General features: G+C 69.2%; 12 protein-coding genes and 1 tRNA gene. 5 read left to right on the top strand and 8 right to left on the bottom strand.

From position 1 onward, the window contains the following. Positions 1-143: 143 nt before the first annotated feature. On the bottom strand, positions 144-9,464 hold the full coding sequence (locus NI1_RS31795; RefSeq protein ID WP_067828407.1) for a type I polyketide synthase: 9,321 nt from the start codon (positions 9,462-9,464) through the stop codon (positions 144-146). A 389-nt stretch (positions 9,465-9,853) separates the two neighbouring features. Between NI1_RS31795 and NI1_RS31790 the strand changes: the two genes are divergently transcribed. Then, positions 9,854-9,935 (top strand) — tRNA-Leu (locus NI1_RS31790). 89 nt (positions 9,936-10,024) lie between these two features. Here NI1_RS31790 and NI1_RS31785 read toward each other — a convergent pair. From NI1_RS31785 to NI1_RS31765, 5 genes are all read right to left on the bottom strand, one after another. After that, positions 10,025-11,476 (bottom strand): MFS transporter, encoded by a 1,452-nt coding sequence (locus NI1_RS31785; RefSeq protein ID WP_067828404.1) that lies wholly within the window; start codon positions 11,474-11,476, stop codon positions 10,025-10,027. Between the two features lie 104 nt (positions 11,477-11,580). Further along, positions 11,581-12,570 carry an RNA polymerase subunit sigma-70 gene (locus tag NI1_RS31780; protein ID WP_281179520.1) on the bottom strand — a complete coding sequence of 330 codons (990 nt, stop codon included), beginning with the start codon at positions 12,568-12,570 and terminating at the stop codon, positions 11,581-11,583. 30 nt (positions 12,571-12,600) lie between these two features. Further along, a complete protein-coding gene (locus NI1_RS31775; RefSeq protein WP_084524074.1) occupies positions 12,601-13,419 on the bottom strand; it encodes a spermidine synthase in 819 nt (272 codons plus the stop codon). Between the two features lie 81 nt (positions 13,420-13,500). Continuing rightward, positions 13,501-13,926: a hypothetical protein gene (locus tag NI1_RS31770; RefSeq protein WP_157535443.1), complete on the bottom strand. Its 426-nt coding sequence runs from the start codon at positions 13,924-13,926 to the stop codon at positions 13,501-13,503. Positions 13,927-14,025: 99 nt separating this feature from the next. Then, positions 14,026-14,364, bottom strand: coding sequence for a DUF2568 domain-containing protein (locus NI1_RS31765; RefSeq protein WP_067828396.1), 339 nt, complete (start codon positions 14,362-14,364; stop codon positions 14,026-14,028). A 168-nt stretch (positions 14,365-14,532) separates the two neighbouring features. On the opposite strand from NI1_RS31765, the gene NI1_RS31760 reads away from it, so the two are divergent. The 3 genes from NI1_RS31760 (at position 14,533) to NI1_RS31750 (ending at position 18,642) form a co-directional block, all read left to right on the top strand. Beyond that, a complete protein-coding gene (locus NI1_RS31760; protein ID WP_067828393.1) occupies positions 14,533-16,113 on the top strand; it encodes an FMN-binding glutamate synthase family protein in 1,581 nt (526 codons plus the stop codon). Between the two features lie 284 nt (positions 16,114-16,397). Beyond that, entirely contained in the window at positions 16,398-17,303 is a 906-nt protein-coding gene (locus NI1_RS31755) for an STAS domain-containing protein (RefSeq protein WP_245663523.1), read from the top strand. 103 nt (positions 17,304-17,406) lie between these two features. Further along, positions 17,407-18,642: an oxygenase MpaB family protein gene (locus tag NI1_RS31750; RefSeq protein ID WP_067828388.1), complete on the top strand. Its 1,236-nt coding sequence runs from the start codon at positions 17,407-17,409 to the stop codon at positions 18,640-18,642. Positions 18,643-18,649: 7 nt separating this feature from the next. Here NI1_RS31750 and NI1_RS31745 read toward each other — a convergent pair whose 3' ends face one another. After that, the gene (locus NI1_RS31745; RefSeq protein WP_067829167.1) at positions 18,650-19,141 is read right to left on the bottom strand and encodes a MarR family winged helix-turn-helix transcriptional regulator; all 492 of its coding nucleotides are present in this window, start codon (positions 19,139-19,141) and stop codon (positions 18,650-18,652) included. 159 nt (positions 19,142-19,300) lie between these two features. Here NI1_RS31745 and NI1_RS31740 point away from each other — a divergent pair, with 159 nt between their 5' ends. After that, on the top strand, positions 19,301-21,538 hold the full coding sequence (locus NI1_RS31740; RefSeq protein WP_084524073.1) for a hypothetical protein: 2,238 nt from the start codon (positions 19,301-19,303) through the stop codon (positions 21,536-21,538). Between the two features lie 6 nt (positions 21,539-21,544). Here the strand turns inward: NI1_RS31740 and NI1_RS31735 are convergent, their stop codons facing one another. After that, positions 21,545-23,275 (bottom strand): hypothetical protein, encoded by a 1,731-nt coding sequence (locus tag NI1_RS31735; protein WP_067828385.1) that lies wholly within the window; start codon positions 23,273-23,275, stop codon positions 21,545-21,547. Positions 23,276-23,470 lie beyond the last annotated feature (195 nt).

The following is a 23,470-nucleotide window of genomic DNA, read 5'->3' as shown; positions in this document are numbered from 1 at the left end:
CCGCAACATACCAGCGGAGCCTACGGTTCCGTAGGCTCCGCCGGCGTAAGTTGCGTTGCGCCGCAGGGCTATACCGGGACTTCGCCCCGGGAAAAGAAGGGGCGGGCCCGCGTTGACACGCGGGCCCGCCCAGCTACTTCGACCTACTGGCAGGCCGGGCCCTTGGGAACCGACACGTAGGTCGCGCCGGTACCCAGGCGGGCGGCCTGGCTGAGCAGGACATCGGCCTCGAGCTGGCGGGACTTCTCGGCCGGGGTGCCGTCGCCGCCGAGGCGGCGGTCGGCGGGGCGTTCGTACATCGGGGCGCCGCCGCACATGGCTTCGGTGAGGCGCTGGCGGCCGGCGAGCTGGCGCTCTTCGGCACGGCGCTGGTAGGTCTCGCGCTGTTCGGCGTCGGTGATGGCTTCCACGAAGGCCTGGGGGTGCACGATGGCTACCAGGCCGGAGACGTGGCCGAAGCCGAGGGAGGTGACGAGGCCGGCTTTGAGGGGGAAGCGGTCTCCTACCTTCAGGGATTCGCGGAGCCAGACCAGGTGGGGGTAGGCCCGCATCTTCTCGTCGACGCAGTCGAGGCTGCGGTTCGGCGGGATGACGCCCTGTTCGAGGACCTGGCAGAGGCCGATCATCTGGAAGGCTGCCGCGCCGCCCTTCGCGTGACCGGTGAGGGTCTTCTGCGAGATGACGAACAGGGGTGCGCCTTCCGAGCGGCCGATGGCGGTGGCCAGGCGTTCGTGCAGCTCGGATTCGTTGGGATCGTTTGCCGCCGTGGAGGTGTCGTGCTTGGAGACCACGGCGATCTCGTCCGGGGTGACGCCGAGCTTGGCGAGTTCCTTGGCCAGACGCGACTCCGGGCCGCCGCGACCCGCGCCCAGGGCGCCGAGGCCCGGAGCCGGAATCGAGGTGTGCACGCCGTCGGCGAAGGACTGGGCGTAGGCGACGACACCCAGGACCGGCAGGCCCATTTCGAGGGCCACCGAGCCGCGGGCCAGGAGAACCGTTCCGCCGCCCTGCGATTCGACGAAGCCGCCGCGGCGGCGATCGTTGGCGCGGGAGAAGTAGCGGTCGCTGATGCCCTTGCCCGCCATGACGGCGGAGTCGGCGGTCGCGGACATATCGCCGAAGCCGACGATGCCTTCGATGCCGAGATCGTCGTAGCCACCGGCCACCACCAGATCGGCCTTGCCCAGCTTGATCTTGTCCACGCCCTCTTCGACGGAGACCGCCGCGGTCGCGCAGGCGGCGACCGGGTGGATCATGCCGCCGTAGGAGCCGACGTAGCTCTGAACCACATGCGCCAGAGCGACGTTGGGCAGCGCCTCCTGGAGGATGTCGTTGGCGCGCGGTTCACCGAGCAGGTTGTCGATGTAGAGCGAGCGCATCGAGGACATGCCGCCCATACCGGTGCCCTGGGTGTTGGCGACCATGGCCGGGTGCACCCAGCTCATCAGCTCGGCGGGGCTGAAACCGGAGGACAGGAACGCGTCCACGGTGCAGACGATGTTCCACAGCGCCACCCGATCCACCGAGGAGGCCATATCGGCGGAGATGCCCCACTTGGTGGGATCCCAGCCGGTGGGGATCTGGCCGCCCACGAAGCGCGACAGCTTGGTCTTGCGCGGCACCCGAATCTCGGTGCCCGCCTTACGCGTCACCTGCCAGTCGCCCGCACCCTCGACCGGCGTGATGACGGTCTGCTCCGGGTTGGAGGCGTAGAACGCGCGGGCCTCGGCCTCGCTGTTCACCACGAAGGACAGGTCCTTGTCGAGGAACACCGAAGTCAGCAGCGGAATCGCATTGTCGATCATCGCGCCGTCGTCGCCGTAGCGCCGCACGCCGCAGCGTTCGACCACGGTGTCGTGGTAGCGCTCGGCCAGCTCCGATTCGTCCACGTACTCACCGGATTCGGTGTCGTACCAGCCCGGCTTGGGCTCGTTCTCCCAGGTGACCAGGCCGGTGCTCCACGCGAGTTCCAGCACGCCCGCGGCGGAGAGCTCATCGGAGACCTCGACCTCGAAGCGGGTGCGCGCCGAACCGTAGGGGCCGAGCTCGCCCGCGCCGACGATGACGACCATATCGTCGAGATCGGCGGTGACCGAACCCCATTCGGGGGTGGGCAGCTTGGAGGAGAGGGTCGGCGGGGCCGGCAGCGCCGCGATGGTGGCGACGTCGCTCTCGACCTTCGCGGCCTCCGCTTCCTCGGCCTCGGCGTGCGCACCCTTGGCGAGCGCGGCGAGATCCAGCTTGGCATTGGCCAATCCACCGGTCAGGTCGATCTGCTGCGGACCCGAAGCGGTCACCACGCGAGCCCGCGAGGTGCACCACTTGAGCAGCTCGTCGGCCATCTGCTGGGTGGACCAGGTCTGCACCCCGGCCGCCTCGACGGCCTCGACCAGCGGATCGTTGTGGCCCATCAGCCCGGTGCCGCGCACCCAGCCGATCAGCGCGTGCACCAGGGTGACCCGCTGCGCCCAGGACTTCTCGGCGCGCCACTTGGCGACCACGGCGTCGAGCGCGGCCTTGGACTCGCCGTACGCGCCGTCACCGCCGAAGAGTCCGCGGTTGGGCGAACCCGGCAGCACCACATGCAGTTTGGCGTCCACGTCGTGGTCCGCGCCCAGGACGGAGAGCCCGCCGATGAGCCGTTCCACCGACCACAGCAGGACCCGCATCTCCATTTCGGCGCGGGCGCCGGCGTCGGCGAGGTCACCGGCCACGCGGGGCGCGGCGAACGGCATCAGCAGCGTGGGGGTCATCGCCTCCTTGACGAGCACCTTCGCGCCACCGGCATTGTCGACCTGTTCGTTGCCGACCCATTCGATGAGGGCGTCGATATCGCTGTAGGAGGCCATGTTCGCGGGCACCACCCACAGCGCGGCGCCGTTGCGGGCGTTCTCGCGGTACAGCTTCTTGTAGAAGCTCAGGCGGGCATCGTCGAGCTTGGAGGTGGTGACGATGACGGTCGCGCCGCCGCCGAGCAGTCGCCCGGTGGCCGCCGCCGCGATGGAACCCTTACTGGCGCCGGTGATCACGGCGATATCGGAGGACCAGGCACCCGGCTCCGCGGCCGACAGGGCGGCCTCGGCGATGCTGCCGTAGACCCCGGCCAGTACCGAGCGGGCTTCGCTCTTGGCGCGCTCGCGCCACCAGTTCGCCTGCGTGGCAACGGCTTCCCCGGCTCCGGTGAAGCCGTCGACCGCGAAGTCGGCGAGCGCGGTGTCCTCGCCCAGCCACAGCCGGGCCAGATCCTCGCGGGCCGAGGCCCACCGGTCGTCGATGAGCACGGCCTTGCGGGCGTCGAAGGCGGGCGCGACGAGACGCGGCCAGTCCGAACCCAATTCGGCCGAGACCAGATCGATGAGCGAGTTGTCGGTGGCCTCCGGCGCGGAGAGTTGCTCGGCGTGGCCCAGCGATTCCAGGATCACCCGGGCGGCCTGCGCCAGCACGCCGTCGCGGCCGGTGATCTGCTCGGTGAACTCGCCCAGCGCCGCGGCGTCGACGGTCGCGCCGCCACCGCCACCGGCGGACGGCATGGAGACCGCGATGCCCCGGCGAGCGGCGACGGCCTGCACGGCCGCGTCGATCGCATTGTCGACGGCCGCACCGTCGTTCAGGCCACCGGAGACCAGGCCACCCAGGTCGCCGCCGCGGACGGAAGCGCCTTCGCGGGTGCCGAGCGAGACCTCGGCGGTGACGTGGCTGGCCCAGCCGTCGCCCAGACCCCAGACCTTCTTGACCCGATCGGCGATGGCGCCGGGCCGCTTACCGGACGGGCCAAACACCTTGCGCAGGTGATCGCCGATGGCATCGGAGAGCACCGACCCGAACGGCTTGTAGGTGCGGGCCAGGCGATCGACCGTATTGGACAGCGCACCCATATCGGCGTCGGCCGCACCGTCGATGGCGCCGAGCGAGAGCTCCGCACCGAGGTCGACGAGCAGCTGGTTCCGCCGCGAGGAGACGCCGTCGCAGAGGCCCTCGATGGTGTCCACCGGGCCGATCTGATCCATCCGCAGCTTGGTCCAGAGCGCGATGAGCACGCGGGTGGCGTCGGCGGCGGCGAAGGCGATGTCGTCGGGGGCCGGCCCACCGGTCGCCACGGCAACCGGGGCGGCGGCAGCAGCGGGAGCCGCTGCGGCACCGGGGGTTTCGGCAGGAGTCTCCTCCGGCTCCTCCACCGGCGCGGGATCGGTATCGGTGGCGTACACGATGCCGGACTCACGCTCGATGTTCAGCACCTCGACCACCGTGTTCGAGAACTGCGGCAGCTTCAGCGTGTTCGACGCCAGGTTAGCGACGGTAGGCGTTGCGGCCAAACCGATTTCGACGAACCGCTCCACCCCCAGCCCGCCGTGCTCGACATCGGTGAACAGCAGATCCTGGGTCTCGATCCAGCGCACCGGGCTGGCGAACTGCCAGGCCAGCAGCTCGACGAGCACCACGCGGCACAGCTCGACCGGCTTGGCGGCCCACTCGTCGAAGTTCGCGAGCACCTCTGCGAGGGGCTCGGACGGCACCAGGTCGGCGATCTCCTGGATGAAGTCGCGCTCCAGGTTGAACAGGCGCGGCACCAGGTTCGGAATGTAGCGTCCGACAAGCACTTCCGGGTGCAGATCGTCGGGCAGCAGACCCTTGAGCTTGTCCCGGAAGTCCGGCACGCCCGCCCGCAGCACGGTGGAGTGGAACGGCACGTCGATGCCCGGGATGACCACGAAGGCCCGCTTGCCGCCGGTCTGCGCCCGCAGCCGCTCGATCTCGACCTCGAGCGCCTCGAGACCCTTCACGGTGCCCGCGATGGCGTACTGCGCGCCGCGCAGGTTGAGGTTGACGACCTCCAGGAACTCCCCGGCCGCGTCGCCGATGCCCTTGACCCAGCCGATCACCTCGTCGTCGGCGATGCCGATCTGCGAGGGCCGGATGGCGGCCATGCGATAGTCGCTGCGGCCCTGGGCATCCCGGGGCACCAGCTCGTGCATGGCGGAGCCGCGCTGGAACACGACCTCGAGCACCGCGTGCAGCGGCAGCACGCCCGCGACGGCCGACAGCGCGTTGTACTCACCGACCGAGTGGCCCGCCAGCATCGCGCCTTCGATGAACGCACCGGCCTCCCGCAGTTCGGCGACCTGCGCCACCCCGAGGGTGGCCATCGCGACCTGGGTGAACTGGGTCAGGTGCAGCACGCCCTGCGGGTGCCGGTATTCGACGCCGCGCGCCTTGAGGTAGGTCGGATTGTCGCGCACCACAGCGAGAATCGAGAAGCCGAGGGCCTCGCGGGTGTGCTTGTCGGCCTCGTCCCAGACCTGCTTGGCGGCCTTGGAGCGGGTGCGTGCGTCCAGGCCCATCCCCTTGGCCTGAATGCCCTGCCCCGGGAAGGCGTAGACGGTCTTCGGCGCGGCGATGCGCCCGGTGCCGGTCATCACCAGATCGCCGTCGATGCGGCAGGAGACCTCGATGATCTCGGTGCCCGCGTCGACCGCGACCCGCTCCACCCGCACATCGATCTGCGCGCCCAGGCGCACCATGCCGAGGAAGCGGGTGGTCCAGGCGGTGACGGTGCGCGGCGGCACCTTGTCGCTCAGATCGATGGCCGAAACCGCGTGCTGCGCAGCGGCGGAGAGCCACATGCCGTGCACGATCGGGCTGCCCAGCCCGGCCAGCTTGGCGGCGTTGTCGGAGGTGTGGATCGGGTTGAAGTCACCCGACACCTGCGCGAACGCGGCCATGGCGCGCGGGGCTTGGATGGTGACGTCCCGGCGCCGGCGACGCGGGGTGTCGGTGGCCTGCGCCGACAGCGATCCGGCGGCGCGCGGCGGATCGGTGAGCTCACCGGTGCCGGTGCGGCCGCGAATCGCGAAGCGCTCCACCAGGGTTGCCACGGCCGGGGTGTTCAGCCCGTGGTCGCGCATGACGCCGACGGTGACCTTGACCTCGACGACGCGGCCCAGATCGGTGTCGGTGACCCCGGCGGCTTCGGCGCGCACCGCGAGCACGGCGTGCGCGCTCGGCAGCTCACCCAGCAGCTGGATCTGGTGATCGAGGTGCACCAGGTCGAGCATGCCCTCGATGACGCTGCCCGAGTCGGCGGTGCGGGTAGCGCCCAGCACCGCGAAAACGGCGGGCCAGCAAGCGCCCACGAGCACGTCCGGCACGGTGCGGCCGTTGGTGCTGAGGTTGTCGGGCAGGCCGGAGCCGGTGACGCCGGCGTGGTCGGCGACCAGGTCCGGGTTCCACGCCAGGTTCACGTGCGCGACCTGGGTGCCGTCGATGGTCTTGACCTCGGGCAGCGACTGTCCGGCCGCGACGGCCAGCAGCGCGGTCATGGCGGCTTCGGCATCGCCTTCGGTGATGACCGGCGCGCCGCCGTTGTACACCGAGACGGGCACGGTGATGCGGATGCGGACCGCGTCCTTGCCCAGCAGCGGGACGGTCAATTCCACGTAGGCGTGGTCGGTCTCGGGGCCTTCGGTGGCGGCGAGCGTGGCGCCAGTGGGCGGGTGAATCGCGCCCTTGCCGTTCATGATCCATTCGCCGAGGTCGCCCAGGCGATGGATCGGGTTGACGGTGGTGCGCCCGGCCCAGTTCACATCCGGTGCGGCGAGCACGATGTCCAGCAGGCCGTTCGCGACGGCGGCGCGGCGGCGACCGTCGACGGCGGCCGGGACGACGCCCGCGCGGACCAGGGAGTAGGCGGTGTCCTGTTCGAAGCGGTCGAGGAGTTCACCGACCGGTTCGTCCACCCGGGTGATGCCGGCGACGGCCACGGTGCCCGGAATGATGCACACCTGATCGGCGGTGTAGCGCGGATCGTGGGCCTGCCACAGCGAATCCGAACGCCACCAGCGGCGCACGTCCTGATCCACCACGGGCACGAAATTGACCGGCTTGCCCGGAATCTTGCACAGCGACACGAAGAACGGCACATCGGCCGGGTGCAGCACGGCGGACGCGATGGCCGGGTACTGCTCCTTCAGCGTGCAGATGGCCTTGACCGGGGTCTCGAACGCGGCATCCTCGGCGAACAGCGTCGGGATCTCGCCGCGGTCGGCCGGGTTGAGGCGGGATTCGGTGCGCCGCACCATCTCCGCGAACCGGTCGCGCCAGGTGATGTCCAGCCACACCGACTTGGTGGCGTCGGCGATGGCATCGGAGAAGTCGCCGCCGCAGTCGAAGTCCTTGCGGCGGTCCAGGCCCACGGCCAGCTCGACGTAGCGCTCCAGCCACTCCAGGTAGGTCATGGTGGCGACATCGCCGAAGTACGGCTTGGCGGTGCCGTTGAGGGCTTCGATGATCTCGTCGCGGCGCTCGGCCACGGCATCGGCGTCACCGGCGACCTCGTCCAGCAGTCGGCCGGTGCGGGAAGCGGCATTGTCGATCTCGTGGATGTCGGCGCCCAGCTGCGAACGGCCGGAGGCCATTCCGCCGGACGCGGTGCCCGCACCGACCCAGTCCGGGGTGCCGGGGGTGTCCACCAGCAGCTGCTTGACCTCGGGCGCGGTGGTGGCCTCCAGGGTGGCCATGGCGGCGGTGCCGACCAGGACGCCGTCCAGGGGCATGACCGGGTAGCCGTGCCGCTGCGACCAAGTGCCGGTGAGGTATTCGGTGGCGCGCTCGGGCGTGCCGATGCCGCCGCCGACGCAGACGATCACATTGTCGCGGCCGCGCAGTTCGGCGTAGGTGTCCAGCAGCAGGTCGTCCAGGTCTTCCCAGGAGTGGTGCCCGCCGGCGCGACCGCCCTCGATGTGCATGATCACCGGGTAGCCGGGGACCGCGTCGGCGATGCGCAGCACGGCCCGGATCTGGGCGACGGTGCCGGGCTTGAAGGCGACGTGGGTGATGCCGACCTCGGTCAGCTCCTCGATGAGCGCGACGGCTTCCTCGAGCTCCGGGATGCCGGCGGTGACGATGACGCCGTCGAAAGGCGCACCGGCGGAACGGGACTTCTGCACCAGGCGCTTGCCGCCGAGCTGAAGCTTCCACAGGTACGGGTCCAGGAAGAGCGAGTTGAACTGCACGGCGCGACCCGGGTGCAGCAGCTTCTTCAGCTCTTCCACGCGATCGGCGAAGATCTGCTCGGTGACCTGGCCGCCGCCGGCGAGTTCGGCCCAGTGGCCCGCATTGGCCGCGGCCGCAACGATTTTCGCGTCGACGGTGGTGGGGGTCATGCCGGCGAGCAGGATCGGGGACCGGCCGGTGAGCTTGGTGAAGGTGGTCTCGACGACGACGCGGCCGTTGGGCAGGCGCACCGGCTTGGGCGCGAATTCGGACCAGGCGGGGGCGACTTCGGGGGCCGCGCCCGGGGTGAACAGGCTGCGCTGGCCGCTGCGGGTGGAGGCGGCGAGCACGCCGACGCCGGTGCCCTTGAGCGAACCGGAGGTGAGGCGGGAGAGCAGATCACCGGGGCCGAGGTCCAGAATCCACTGCGCGCCTTCGGAAACCGTCCGATCCACGATGGCGACCCAGTCGATCGGATCGACGAGCACTTCCTGGGTGAGGCTCGCGGCCAGTTCGGCGTCCAGGCCGCACTGCTGCGCCCAGCCCTTGACCAGTTCGACGGTCTCGGCCAGCGCCGGGTGGTGGAAGGCGACCTCGACCGGGATGTCCTCGAATACCGGCGCGAAGACCGCACCGCCGCGCTGCTTGGCGTCGCGTTCCGCGGCCTGCTCGGCATTGATCTCGGCGCAGCGCTGGCGGACCCGATCGAGCTGGGCCACCGGGCCGCTCAGCACCGCGCGCCGGCGGCCGTTGCGGATGGAGACGACGGCGGCCTTCTCCGGCGCGACGCCGGTCATGACCGCCTCGACGACCTCGCGCAACTGCTCGGGATCGACATTGGAGACCGCCACCATGGGCGACTTCTCCCCCACCGGCATGAGCCCGCGACGCCGGGCGACGAGCCCGGCGGAGGCGCCGATGAGCTGGGCGATGGCCAGCAGCTCCGCATCACGCTGTCCGTGCACCTCGGCGGCGGTGGCGGCGATCCGGCCCTGCGAATGTCCGATGACGGCGGTGGGCGCGTGCGCCGCGGTGTCCAGCCCTTGCAGGCGCAGTGCGCGCAGCGCGGCGGCCTGGGTCAGGAACACGCCGGGCATGGAGACGGCCGCGGAGCGCAACACCTGCGCTGACGGCGCTCCCGACACCTCCCCCTGCTCCGGGTCGGCGATCTCTTCCTCGAGCATCCAGGCGATCGGGTCGAACCCGACGGGACGCACCACGAGTAGTTGCGACGCAACGGGTTCCAGCTTCTGGGCGGCTTCGTTGACCAGTGCGGTCAGCTCCGGCTCCAGCGCGGAATCCCGCCCGATCTCCTCCAGCTCGGTCAGCCACTGCGCCCCCTGTCCACCGAAGGCGAGGGCGTACGGCGCACCCCCCAGCAACCGGTCCAGCAGCGACGACCTGGCCCCACTCTCCCGGCTCTTCCGCGCCACCTTGGCCTTCGGTCCGGTTCCAGTGCTCTCGTTGATCGTCAAGACGTTCGACTTCCTTCTCCTGGCGGCCCGCCCCCTCAGGACTGGGCCGCGCTCACGGTGCGCAGGTGTTCCTCCGGCCATCTGGCCCTGGTAGATGGCGAGGATTCCACAAAATCATGAGGATCTCCTCATGTTTGGTCCGCCCCTCGTGACCTACCCCTGGGTATTCCTGGACGGTAGTACCAGAACCCTCCGAAACATGACCCTCCCTCATGTTCGATCCCGCTGGTGAGCGCGGTTACACCGCTGTAGGAAATGTGAGGGTCCCTCATATTGCGGTTTATCAAATCGTTATAATCGCTGGTAGGGTTACCGACCAGTACGCCACGCCTGCCCGATGCTTCGCGATCCCCGTTAGACCCGGTAAAGTTTGGACGGTCGTACCACCAGCGCGAGTGGCGAAATTGGCATACGCGCCAGATTTAGGTTCTGGTGTCCTCGGACGTGCGGGTTCAAGTCCCGCCTCGCGCACAACGAAAATCCCGGCAATCCCCCCAGACAGGCGGAGCCGGGATTTCTGTTTTCCAGGCGTGCGAGCTACTCCCCGAGCAGCGCGGTTATCACCGAGCTACCTCCGCTGTCCGGGAAGACCTTTCGGCCCGGCGGACCACGATCAGCGCGGTGAGCGCGGCCACCACGCTGAAGCTCGCGGCGACCAGGGATCCGGCCCGGAAGCCGTCGGTACGCGCGATGTCCGCGGCGCCGGTGGAATCCCGGGCCACCGCGATGGCGACCGCCGCGACAATGGCGGTGCCCAGCGCGCCGCCGATCTCCCGGGCGGTTTCGACCATGCCACCCGCGAGCCCGCTGACGTCTTCGGGGATTCCGATGAAGGCGGCGACCTGGATCGACACCAGCGACAGGCCGACGCCTATCCCCACCGCGAGGAAGCCCGGGAACAGGTCCGGCCAGTAGGCGGCGTGGGCCGGGATGCGCGCGAGCCAGCAGAGTCCGGCCGCGGCGGTGGTCTGGGCCAGCACCAGGCACCAGCCCGCGCCCAAGCGGGCGAGCAGCACCGGAGCGACCCCGGCGGCGGTGACCACGGCGGTGGCGGCGATGGCGAGGTAGGCGACGCCGGTGCGCAGGGCGGAGTAGCCGAGTACCTGCTGCATGAGCAGCGAGGCTTGGAAGATGGTGGCGAAGAACGCCGCATAGACCAGTGCGGCAACGAGATTCGCGGCATTGAGGGTGGGGCGGCGGAACATCGACAACGGGACCAACGGTGCGGGCGAACGGTTCTCGACCAGAACGAAGATGGCCAGCAGGGCGGCCGCGGCGGTCAGGAAGCCGAGCGTGGTGGGTGCGGTCCAGCCACGGTCGACGCTCTTGCTGATGGCATAGACGAGGGCGGTGAGCCCCGCGGTGACGGTGAGCGCGCCGGTGAGATCGAAGGGCGCGCGCCGGGTCTTGCGGTCGGCGGGAACGTATTTCGCGATCAGGGCGAGCATGGCGACCACGATCGGGACGTTGATGAAGAAGATCCACCGCCAGCCGGGTCCCGCCGTCAGCGCGCCACTGACCACCACGCCGACCGATGCCGCGCTACCGCCGGCCGCACCGAACACGCCGAGCGCCTTGTTGCGAGCCGCCCCCTCGGGGAAGGTCGCGACCAGTACGGCCAGGGCGGCCGGGGCGGCGAGCGCGGCGCCGATGCCCTGCACCGCGCGGGAGGCGACGAGCGGGGCGAAGGAAGCGGCGAGTCCGGCGGTGAGCGAGGCGGTCGCGAACAGCGCCAGCCCGGTCAGCAGCATGCGGCGGCGGCCGAGCAGGTCACCGGCGCGCCCGCCGAGCAGCAGCAGGCCGCCGAGCAGCAGGACATAGGTGATGACCACCCATTGCAGGTCGCCGGAGGCGAGCCCGAGATCGGCCTGGATGGATGGCAGCGCGACGTTCACGATCGCGATGTCGAGCGTGATGATGAATTGGACGCCGCACATGAGCGCGAGAATCGCCCCGGGTTTCCGCACCGCCGCTCCGGAGGAGCCGGCCGGGGAGAGTGTTCGATTGACCATGCCTATTCACAACCGGCCGCGCCGCGGAAACTCGTCGGCACGCGCGATTCGCGCTGCTGCGCACCGGCTTTCGGGTCGGCCGCCGCGGTGCTCGAGCTCCCGGACTACCGGGGGCCGACCGTCCCGGGCAGCCCGAACACGGGAAACAATCCGGGATTCAGGAAGGTGTGCAGGTGCTCGATCTGCCCGCCCGAGCACACCAGCACCTGAATCGCGAAGGCGCGCAGTTCGCCGTCGTCCGCCTCCCGGTAGATCGCCGCGGCCGGGCAGCCGTTCGCCTCGATCGGGATCAGACGTTTGCGCCGGTGTCCGGCGTCGGACACCGTGAGCCAGTGCCGGAACGCCTCCCGGCCCCGCAGCCAGAACGTCACCGGCGGCATATCGACGATCGCGTCCGCCCGCAGCAGTGCCACGATGCCGTCGATATCGAAGCGCTCGAAGGCGGAGACATAGCGGCCGAGCAGCTCGGTATCGATCGGATCGACCGCGCCGCCGCTCCGCCGCCGCGCCTGCACCAGCACCGCGCGCGCCCGGCGCAGCCTGCTGTTCACGGCATCGGCGCTGGTGTCGAGCAGTTCGGCGACTTCGGCCGCGCGCCAGCACAACACATCACGCAGGATGAGCACCGCGCGCTGGCGGGGCGGCAGATGCTGGAGGGCGGCGACGAAGGCGAGCCGCACCGATTCCCGCGCCACCGCCTGCTCGGAGGGATCGGTTGCCGCGATGGCGCTCGGAAACGGTTGCACCCAGGTCGATTCCGGCAGCGGCGCGCCCAGCTCGCCGCGCGGATCGGCGGCGGCGACCAGGTCCATGGGCAGGGCGCGCCGCCGCCGATCGGTGGTCGCGTCGATGCAGACATTGGTGGCGATGCGATATATCCACGGCCGCAAGCCCGCCGGGTCGGCCAGCCCGCCCGCCGAACGCCAGGCCCGCATCATCGTCTCCTGCACGGCGTCCTCGGCTTCGAGCGGCGACCCGAGCATTCGATAGCAGTAGGCCAGCAGCGGTCGGCGCAGCTCGGTCAGTGCCTGTTCCAGCGACGAACCGGCGAGCGTGGCGGTCGGATTCATGAGCTTGCTCCTCGCGGGGGTCACTGCCGATGAGCGCAATGCGCCTTCGATTGATTAAGACCCCCGAACCCGCCGAAATTCGTCGCCGCGCGGAATCTGCGGGCCGGCCGCAACCCGAAATGGCGGGACGGCTTGCGCCGCTTGCCGATCGAGCGCTTCGAGTGGGAGGGGTGAACGGCTCGCGGCCAGGACCTGGTTGCCGCGGTAGCCGGCGAACACGTCGCCGTCGAGCAGCGCGGTGTGCGGGAAGACCGCGTGGATCTCGTCCAGATGGTGCCGGGTGCCGACCAGGTTCAGCAGATAGATGCCCTCGGTGCGGAGTACCCGCGCCACCTCGGCGGTGAAATCGGCTCCGGTGATGCCGGCCGCCATCTGAAGCCCTTCGAACGCATCCGCAACTACCAGGTCCGCGCAGGCGGCGGGCAGGGTGACGATCTCGATCAGGCCGTCGCCGATGCGCAGTTCGACGCCCGGCACCGAGCGCAAACCCAGACGCTCGTCGACGAATTCGGCCAAACGCTCATCGGCCTCGATGACCAGATGCCGGGAGCCGGGCCGCACCGCGGAGAGATAGCGCGGGAAGGTGCCGCCGCCACCGCCGATGTGCACCACGTCCAGGGGCGCGGTGGCCGGTTCCATCGAATCGACGACGTAGCCCAGGTAGCGCAGGTATTCCAGCTCCAGAAAGGTGGGATCGTCCAGGTCGACGTAGGACTGCGCGATGCCGTTCACCCGCAGCGACCAGCCGCCCGGCCGTTCCTCGTCGGCGCTCAGCTCGGCGATGCCGAACCGCACCTCGCGCATCCCCGCCACCGGCTGGAACGGCGGTCGTGCGCTGTCATCGTCGCCGAGCGTTTCCGGCCAGTTGCCCATCCCGCCATGATCCCAGGGCGGGTGCGCCCCGGCGAGCACGGCGGGGGCACATCCGGAACCGGAGTACCCCCGCCTTGCCGGTCAGCCCGCCGAACCGGTGAGCAGCTTGATCAAATCCGTGATGCCGGAAGGAACTCCGGTATTGGACTCCGCCCGCCCGGGCACGCCGACCTCGAGCGAAGCGGTCTTGCCGCCCTGCGTGACGGTGATCGTGTATTTGGCCTTGGCCGGCGGCTGCCATTCGATGGTGGCCGTGCTGCCCGCCGGGGTCAGCGCGTCCACGATGGTGACGCCGTCGACCTTGACGGTGATCGGCGAGGCGGCATCGGACCCGGACAGCTGCACGCTGATCCGGCAGGTGCCCGCCACCGGGCAGTCGGAGCCCGCGGTGGCCCCTTCGACCTTGATACCGCTGACACTCGCGGAGGCGGGGGCGGCCAGCAGCATCGGTGCGGCCAGGGCCACGAAACCGACTGCGGCAGCGGCGCCGATCGAACGCTTTGCCATGGAGATCTTCACTTCCTCTCGGGGGCCGGACGCCCCACCGAGGCGAACACTAGTGAAACATCTTCGCTTCAACACCGTTTTGCACGGGAAAGCCGGGCATTACCAGGCGAAGTGGATGATGGCGAGGTTGGCCAGGACCAGCAGCGGATAGGCCACGGCGGCTCGCTCATGACCGAACCGATGCAGCGCCCGGGCCGCGCCCCCGAAGACTGCGAGCTTGGTGAGGACCGCCAGGGCGGGGACGGCGAAAGTCGCTTCGGGGGCGGCGAAAAGACCCCAGAGCAGCATGGCGGCCAGCGCCGCGGTGAGGCCGAGCAGGACTTTCGCTGCCGGGCGGCGACCCTGGGTCGCGCCCCACAGTCCCAGCGCGGTGAAGGCGGCCAGTTCCAGCAGGAACGCCAGCGCGAGGTTCGCGCCGTGCCAGATTTCGATGATCATGACTACTCCGAGATCAGTGCTCTCTATTTGCGCTCAGCGTTTCATGAGCGGCGGACTGAGTCAAGAGCAGTGCTCTCGAAATGAAAAGGGGTTCGGAGCATCCCACCGTGAGTCGCGATCGAGTAGGACCATGGAGCCGTCAGGCTCGGTCCGAGGGAGGTCGCGGCAATGTCCAGGTTCTTCATCGTCGGGTTTCTCGCGGTGGCATTGGTGTTGCTCGGGGTGGTCGCCGCGATCGGGTCGTGGGCGTGGTGGATACCCATCGCGCTGATCGCCGCATTGCTGGGCGTGGGGGTGTACGACCTGGTGCAGCGCAAGCACGCGGTGTTGCGGAACTATCCGGTGCTGGGGCATATGCGGTATCTGCTGGAGAGTCTGCGGCCGGAATTGCAGCAGTACTTCATCGAGCGAAACTATGACGGGCGGCCGTTCGACCGGGATGTGCGGACCATGATCTATGAGCGCGCCAAGGGGATTCACGGGGAGCTGTCGTTCGGGACCGAACGTGACCTGGACGGGGTGGGGTACGAGTACCTGGTGCATTCGGTCGCGCCGGTCGCCGAACCCGAGCAGCCGCCGCGGGTGCTCATCGGCGGCCCGGATTGCACGCGGCCGTATTCGATGTCGCTGCTGAATATTTCGTCGATGAGTTTCGGGGCGCTGTCGGGCAATGCGCTGCGGGCGTTGAATCGCGGGGCGGCCGCGGGCGGGTTCGCGCACGACACCGGGGAGGGCGGGCTCACGCCCTATCACCTCGAGGGCGGGGCGGATGTGGTGTGGGAGATCGGGTCCGGCTATTTCGGCACCCGGACCGGGGACGGCGCGTTCGATCCGGATCAGTTCGCGGACAAGGCGGCTCACGATCAGGTCAAGGCCATCTCGATCAAACTCAGCCAGGGCGCGAAACCCGGTCTGGGCGGGGTACTCCCGGCCGCGAAGGTGAGCCGGGAGATCGCCGACTATCGCGGCGTGCCGATGGACGCGAAATGCGTCAGCCCATCGGCGCATTCGGCCTTCCGCACCCCGCGTGAGCTGATCGGATTCGTGAGCCGGCTGCGTGAGTTGTCCGACGGCAAGCCGGTCGGGTTCAAACTCTGCGTCGGCTCCCGGGTCGAATTGCTCGCCATCTGCAAGGCCATGCTCGCCGAAGGCACCGCTCCGGATTTCATCATCGTCGACGGCGCCGAGGGCGGAACCGCCGCCGCCCCACTGGAATACGAGGACAATGTCGGCCTTCCCCTCACCGACGGCCTGATGACCCTGCACAACGCCCTGGTCGCCACCGGCCTGCGCGATCGGATCCGGATCGGCGCCAGCGGCAAGATCGCCACCGGCACCGACATAGTCAAACGCCTGATCCAGGGCGCCGACTACACCAATTCCGCCCGCGCCATGATGATGGCGATCGGCTGCATCCAAGCCCAGCGCTGCCACACCAACAAATGCCCGGTGGGCGTGGCCACCCAGGACCCCCGCCGCACCCGCGCCCTCGACGTCGCCGACAAAGCCCTACGCGCACAGCGTTTTCAAGAGGCGACGGTCGCGCAGGCGGTCCAGCTGATGGCGTCCCTGGGCGTCCGCGACCCCGCCGGCCTCGGCCCGCACCTGCTGCGCAAGAAGCTCTCCCCCACCGTCATGAAGTCCTATGCCGAACTCTACGAATGGCTGACCCCGGGCCGTCTGCTCGAAGATCCGCCACCCACCTGGCGCGCCGACTGGACCGCCGCCGACCCGGACTCCTTCCACTGATCCGCGTCCACGACACGCGAGGAATGCGACACGATCGAAACCTGGGCGGATGCGGGCGGTCCGGACTACGATCCACAACTGTCCGCCGCTGACCAGGAATTTGCTCCGGGATCCGAGAGCGGCCTGCGTTCAGCACAGAGCGCCGGTGGCCGACAATCAACTTTGCGAGCACAGTGCTGTGCTTCTCCGCCGAGCGCAGCCCTGTGGCTCGGCGATGCCACCGCAGTCGTGAAATCGCGAGCGACGCCGAAGAGAGACGAACCCCCATGTCGGACGTGTCGGAAATGCCGCCTTCCATCGATGTACTCCGCGAGGCCGGGGGGATAACCGTGCGAGCCGGATTGCTCGCCGAACTCGTCGATCACCTACGCCAGAACCGGACGGGGCTGCGGGAGAAGTGGGCGCTGCGCATCACCGATGCGAAGTTGCTGACGGCCATGACCGACGACGAGATCTTCTCCGAGGCGACCTCGGTGTACGACAACTACGTCGAGGTGCTGGAGACCGGTTCGGTGGAGGCGTTGCAGAACTACGCGCGCAACCTGTCCGAGCGCATCATTCCCCGGGGCGTCGAGACCGACGAAGTGCTCGGCATCGTGCTGTTGCTGCGAGATGTACTGGCGCGCAGCCTGTTCGAGAAGTATCAGACCGACTTCGAGCTGCTGAACCAGGTGCTGGACGTGTACGAACCGGCGGCCAACCGGATCGCGAACACGGTGGGCGTGTCGTTCGTGGAGGAGCGCGAACGCATCATCAGACAGCAGCAGGACGCCATTCGCGAACTCTCCACACCGGTCTTGCAGGTGCGCGAGCAGCTGCTCATCCTGCCGATCATCGGCGTGCTCGACGGTCAGCGCGCCCGGCAGCTCACCGAGCAGCTGCTCTCGGCGATCCGCGCCAATCGCGCCAAGGTGGTGGTCATCGATATCACCGGTGTGCCCGCCATCGATTCGACGGTGGCCAACCATCTGGTGCAGACCGTCGACGCGTCCGGGCTGATGGGCGCGAGCGTCATCATCACCGGCCTGTCTTCGGAGATCGCGCTCACCCTGGTCACCATCGGCCTGGATCTGTCGAAGATGAACGCGGTCGGCGATCTGCAAGGCGGTATCGAGGAGGCCGAACGGCTGCTGGGTTACGACGTCACCCGGACCACCGATCCGCAGTTGGCCATCCGCTCCCGTGAGTGAGTGAGAGATTTTCAGTCGGGTCTTGTCACGCCCCGGATTCTGGTAGAGACTATTGCCAGATATCTGGTGATGAGATTCACCAGAGTGGCAAAGGAGCTGCTCGATGACGCGCACCCACTCCATTCCGACCCGCCATCCCCGGGAACGGGCGCAGGTCCCGGTTCTCGGACCGGCGGTCAAACTGCTCGGCATCAAAGCGCCGACCGACGCCGAGTGGGAGTCCATCGGGACCGCCCTGACGGTCGGCGACGAGCCGATGGATGCCCTGGTCGACTGGATGTACACGGCCGGCATGGGGAAGGTGCGGCCGCTGTTCGATCAGGCGCTGGCACACGGCATCGACAGCGTCCCGGACGCCCCGCAACCGTTGCGCGAGTTCTTCATCCGGATGGAGACCCCGCCGGACTGGGTCGACTGGGATCGAATCGCGCTGGGTGAGCGGACTTTCCAATCGGCCGGCCTGGACGGGGTCTACCTGGCGCGCGACGTGCCGTTCCTGGGCGGCTTCGTGGCCTCCGGCATCAATCGGACCCTGCTGCTCACCAATACCGGCAAGAGCGGCGCCACCGGCGGCGGCCAGCGCTTCGCCGAAACCCTGCGCTGGGCCCTGGATGTCATCGACGGCGGCGGAATGCGGCCGGGCGGCAAGGGTTTCCGGTCCACCCTGCACGTCCGCCTGATCCACACCTTCGTCCGCCGCCACGTCGCGAAGAGCCCCGAATGGCGCGCCGAGGAATGGGGCGTCCCGGTCAACCAGACCGATATGGCCGTCACCATGCTGGGCGCGCTCTTCGCCCCCGCGCTCACCGGCATGATGATGGGAAACCTGTTCACCCCCAAGGAGCTCGACGCCATCGCCCACCTGACCCGCTACGTCGGCTGGGTGATGGGCGTCGAGGAGCGCTACCTGCCGAACGGCTTCATCGACGCCACCCGGCAGCTCTACCACTACCTGGCCGCCCTCACCGCCCCCGACGAGACCAGCGCCCAACTGGCCCGCCCGATGGCCGACGACCCGCTCACCTGGCACTACGAGCACCTGACCGGTCTGCGCCGCAGAATCGCCTGGGCACAGCATCTTTCGATCAGCACCGCGTTTCTCGGCCGCGGCCGCATGCGTCAGCTGGGCCTGCCCGACTACATGCCGCCCTGGTACCCGGTGGCCAAATTCCCGGTCAACCTGGCCCGTTCGAGCGCGGGCATACTGCTCCCCGGCTGGCGGGCCCGGCAGGCGCGGTCGGGCCTGCGCGCCCAGCACGAGTTCATCGACACCTTGATCGGCCCGAAAAACCAAGGGGCCATCGGCGGTTCGGTGAACTACATCGGCCACGCCGCCTGATCCGGTCTCACAGCTGATAGCCCTCGATATGCGTCTCCGCGGTGAGCTCCCCACCCGCCGCACTGAAGGCGTTCAGGGCGCTCACCAGCCCGGACCGATCGGCCGGCGGCATCCGCTCCACCACGGCCGCGATCTCCTGGCGGCGGCGGGAGGTCACCGCTTCGACGGTGTCGCGTCCACGTTCGGTCAGCCCGACGATGAGTTCGCGCCGCGACTGCGGATTGGGCTGCCGGTCGATGAGTCCCGCGGTGACCAGCCGATCGACCATGCGGGTCGCGGTCGAGGGCTGCACGTTCAAGAGCCCGGCCAGCGTGGCGATCTTGGCGGGCCCCCGGGTGGACAGGATCATCAGCGTCCGGAACTGCGGGATGGTGAGGGATTCGTCCGCGTGGGCGAGGGAGCGGGCGGAGAGCGCGACCAGCAGCCGTGAGGCGGTCAGCAGCGCGTCGGTAATGGAATCGACGGATTCGCCGGCCGCAGCCGAGTTTCGACGCGCCATGATCAATCCTCCGTCATCGTGTGCGGTCCGCCCCCTTCATCCCCACCATCCTGCCGTTTCGGACATCCGCACCCCAACACGCCCCGGCCGCTTCCCCTTCCGAAAGGAATGCAGATAGCAACTGTTGCATAGTGCTTCAATCGGGTAGGTTCCGATCTCGTGGTGATCAGCGCAAGCTACGAATCGCGTCGGGAACGGTTCACCTGGGGTGGGATCAGCGCTGCCGGGGTGGTCGCGGGGTATGCGGCGGTGCTGCTCGCCAACCCCAGGCACTTCTACACCGATGACACCGAAGCCCAGTACGGGCCGATGTGGGTGATGCTGGGCCGCCGGCTGCGGGAGGGGCGGTTTCCGGCACTGGTGCCCTGGGAGTGGATGTCGGGCAACTACTCCATGGAGGAGGCCGGGATCTACAACCCACCGCAGCTGCTGGTGGATTTCATCGCGCCCTCGATCGACAACCTCGCCGCCTACGTCACCGTGGTGAAGCTGATCTTCTCGATCATCGCCGGGCTGGGCGTATTCCGGATCTGCCTGGCCTACGGATCGCGGCCGTCCTGGGCGGCGGTCGCCGGGGTCGCGTTCCCGCTCTCGGGCTGGTTCCTGTTCTTCGACGAGGCCAGCTGGGCCACCTCCCTCACCGGCACGGCCTGGATGCTGCATGCCTGGGCGGCGGCGGTGCGATACGCGCGCGGCCGGGGCGGGCCGATCCCGGTGTTCGTGTTCCTGTACCTGGCCATCTCGGTCCAATACGTCTTTCCCGCAGTGGAATCCGGTTTGATGATCGCCGCGGTCATGGTGGGCGAGTTCGTCTACCAGCGCCGCTGGACGCCCGTGTGGCGACTCGCCCTCACCGCGGGATGCGCGGTGCTCGCGGGCCTGGCGACCTACCTGCCGAGCATGCTCTCCTCCCCCGTCACCTGGCGCGGCAACGAACGCATTCTGAATGACCAGTTCCTGACCGTGCCCTGGTCGGAGTCGCTGAATGCCAGCCTGCCCAGTACTGTTCCGGCGTTCACCGGCTGGTGGGGGTACATCCAACCGCTGCCGATGGTCTATATCGCCTGGTTCCTCATCCCCGCGCTGGCTTTCATCGATTGGCGCGCGGCGCGGAGTTCGGCGCGCGAGCTGAGCGGGGTGGCGCTGTTCGCGACGGCCATGCTGATGTGGACCGCCGGCCCCGGGCGCATCGGCCCGCTGCGCTGGCCCGCGCGGGTGCTGCCGATGCTCGCACTGGCGCTGCTGGTACTGGTCTGCGTATTGCTCAGCCGCCACGGCGTTTTCGCCTCCTCGCGCCGGCGGGTCCTGGCCGCCGCCGCGCTGCTCGGCCTGCTGTTCATCCGATCCTGCTCGGCCGCACCCGATTCGACCGGATGGCACCTGCTGGCGGTATCGGCGGTGACGCTGCTCGGCGCCGCGGCCGTATGGCTGGTGCGCCGCAAGGGAATTGCCGCGGCGTGCGCGTTCGTCATCGGCACCATGTTCCCGATCGCCTACCTCCAGGTGCTGGGCGCGCCACCGACCCCGCTCTCCTACAACTTCCCCGAACGCCGCTCGGAGATGACGGCCGCCTTCCCCGACTTCCCCGGCGTCACCCTGCAATTGGCCGATCGCGCGCTGGTCCGGCCGGAGGAGATGAACCTCCGCAATGCCTGGGGCTCATTGTCTTTCGGCAATTACGCCAAGAACCTGGGCCTGGATTACGTCAATGCCTACACGCCCATCGGCCATGCGGCGTTCAGCGCCATGCTGTGCATGGGCTGGGACGGCAGCACCTGCCCGGATGCCTTCCGGCGCGTCTTCACGCCCGAGACCACCACCGGTCTGGCGCCGGTCGATCTGATGAAGGTCGACCGGATCGTGTTGCAGCGCACACAATATCCGGACGCGCCGAACCATCCGGCGCCCGCCGGCTGGCACTGGACCGACTGTCCCGGGCACGAGCGCTACATCTGGGTGCTGGAGCGCGACGGCGGCCCGATCTCCCAGCGCAACGGCTTGATCGCCGCCGCCGAGCACGCCACCGCCACCTCGCTGGCGCGCGACAGCGTGACCAGCCGGATCCGGGTGAGCTCGGCTACGGGCGGCCGTGTGGTGCTGGCACGGCTGGCCTGGCCGGGCTACCGCGCCACCCTCGACGGCCGCGATATCCCGGTCCACACGGTCGCGGGCACCTTTGTCGCCCTGGATATTCCGGGCGGCACCGGCAATGCCGAGCTGGTGCTGAGCTGGCGGCCACCCGGCTGGTGGATCAGCCTGCCGGCCGCGCTGCTGGGCCTGCTCGGACTCGGGTTGCTCCAGTGGGCCTACCGCCGGCCGCGCGCCGCCGAACCGGCTCCTCCCCCGAACGAGGAGCCGATCGAAGCCGAGGCGAAGCCCTTGGCGACTGTCGGATAGGCGCTTTCAGCCCAGGCTGCGCAGGAACAACGCGAGCTGCCACCCGCTGGCATCGGGCTGGCCGTCGTTCTGGGTGGCGGCCGCGCCGATGGTGTCGATGTGGTTGTAGCCGGGCAGGCTGACCACCCGGGCCAGGGCGGGGGCGGGGAAGAAGGTGGCGGTGGCGGCGGGTACGGGGCTGTCGCCCGCCCAGGCCACGAAGTTCGGCTTCACGCGGCTCATGCCGTGATAGCGCAGCGCGGCCAGGTCGCCGCTGCGGGTGCCGCCGTAGCCGGCGCCGATATCGATCACCAGGCGGAGCGGGAAGTAGGTCTCCCAGTAGGCGCTGGGGTAGCCGGTTCCCAATTGCCTTGCGACATCGTGGATATCGGCGACCTCGTGGTTGGGCGAGGTGTAGGGGACGCCGGCCACGTCGTCGTAGTTGCGCCAGGTGTAGAGGGCGGTGCGGTCGGTGGGGGCGACCCGGCGCTGCGGGCCCGCGGTGATGCGTAGGAAATTGCCCAGCAGCGGAAGCTGGGTCAGCTCACCCGGATTGGGGAAGGACTTGTCCTGCACCGGACCGCCCGCGAGCGCACCCAGGCCCTGCTGGAACAGCGAGAAATTCGATGAATTGTTATCGATGAGGACGCCGAGCAGCGCGGTATTGGTGAAGCGGAAATCGCGGATGGTGCCGGAGCCGTCCGCGCCGTTGGTGGCCCAGGCCGCCCAGGTCGGGGCGAACAGGGTGTTGAGGGTGCCCTCGATATCGGCGTCGCGCGGAAGATGCGCCAGCAGTCGGCTTTCCCCGTCGGGGTCCAGGTGGGCGGCGAGCCCGGCCAGGCGCAGCAGCACGAAGGCGCGGGTGCCGAGCGCGGGCGCGGGGCCGAAGGTGCGGGGCAGCACGTTCGCCCGGAAGCCGGTCTGGAGCAGCGAATCCAGCGGTCCGACAATGGCATTGGTGACCGCGCTGAGGAACGGGGTGTTCTGGAGGGCGACCGGGTCCGAGGAGACCATCGAGTCCTGGGCGGCGAAGGCGGCGCACTGGTCCGCGCCGGGTCGCCCGTCGAAGTCCCAATCGGAGAAGAACCCGGTCACCAAGCCGCCCAGCGAAATTCCGGTGCAGACGAACTTGCGCTGACGGACGGCCTGCTCGGGAATCTCGTGCAGCATGACCTCGTACTGGTCGCGCACCACGCGCTCCAAACCCATGTAGTCCAGCACCGGCAGCTCCGCCGAGGACTTGAAGCCGGGGAACCGCACCCCGTCGATGGGCAGGCCGTTGAAGTAGTAGTCGACGGCGTCGAGGTAGTTGCCGGTGCGCAGCGCCTGATCGAAGCCCAGGGTCTCGTCCAGGCAGGTGCTGCGCCGCGCCAGCGCCCAGTACTCGACATGCTGTCCCATCGCCAGCGCCGAATGCACGGTATTGAAGGCGACGCTGTCGGAGTTGACCGAACCGCCGTGCAATCCCTGCTGCTGGACGACGACCCGATCGGCGTCCGCGGCTTCGGCCGGGCCGTCCGCGGCCCGATAGCGCAGGAACCCGACCCGATCGCAGCTCGCCGGATGCGCGGGCGCGTCGGCCGGTAGCGGCAGCGCGAGACTCACATAGGAGACCGCGATCCCGTCCCGCACCGACAGCGCCTCCTCCCGTCGATCGCTCGCCGCGCTCACCGGTTCGGGCTCGGCGGCCGCCACCCCGCTCTGCGCGATCGTCGCGGCCGCCACGGCGATCACCAGCCGAGCCGCCGAATTACGCATCCGCGCAACCTTTTTCGTCCCACCCGTGCGGCCGGAAGCCCGCCCCGCCCGAACCACCCTGTTCATGCATTGCACGCTGCCAGCGAACCCCCATCACGAACAGGTGACATCGCATGAAAAACACCGCGGCCACCGCAGCACACTGCCCAAATCGCGATCCGCCGCCGCCCGGATACCGGGCCCGCTCGCCGTAAG

Origin of the sequence: Nocardia inohanensis NBRC 100128, from assembly GCF_001612945.1 — a bacterium.
GTDB lineage: Bacteria > Actinomycetota > Actinomycetes > Mycobacteriales > Mycobacteriaceae > Nocardia > Nocardia inohanensis.
Note: the sequence above shows the minus strand (reverse complement) of the source record. Positions and strands in the feature narration are given on the sequence as shown.

Excerpts from the sequence above, each read along its gene's own strand:
- NI1_RS31785 (WP_067828404.1), bottom strand. The coding sequence starts at position 11,476 with ATGGTCAATCGAACACTCTCCCCGGCCGGCTCCTCCGGAGCGGCGGTG.
- NI1_RS31775 (WP_084524074.1), bottom strand. The coding sequence starts at position 13,419 with ATGGGCAACTGGCCGGAAACGCTCGGCGACGATGACAGCGCACGACCG.
- NI1_RS31770 (WP_157535443.1), bottom strand. The coding sequence starts at position 13,926 with ATGGCAAAGCGTTCGATCGGCGCCGCTGCCGCAGTCGGTTTCGTGGCC.
- NI1_RS31765 (WP_067828396.1), bottom strand. The coding sequence starts at position 14,364 with ATGATCATCGAAATCTGGCACGGCGCGAACCTCGCGCTGGCGTTCCTG.
- NI1_RS31760 (WP_067828393.1), top strand. The coding sequence starts at position 14,533 with ATGTCCAGGTTCTTCATCGTCGGGTTTCTCGCGGTGGCATTGGTGTTG.
- NI1_RS31755 (WP_245663523.1), top strand. The coding sequence starts at position 16,398 with ATGCCGCCTTCCATCGATGTACTCCGCGAGGCCGGGGGGATAACCGTG.
- NI1_RS31750 (WP_067828388.1), top strand. The coding sequence starts at position 17,407 with ATGACGCGCACCCACTCCATTCCGACCCGCCATCCCCGGGAACGGGCG.
- NI1_RS31745 (WP_067829167.1), bottom strand. The coding sequence starts at position 19,141 with ATGGCGCGTCGAAACTCGGCTGCGGCCGGCGAATCCGTCGATTCCATT.
- NI1_RS31735 (WP_067828385.1), bottom strand. The coding sequence starts at position 23,275 with ATGCGTAATTCGGCGGCTCGGCTGGTGATCGCCGTGGCGGCCGCGACG.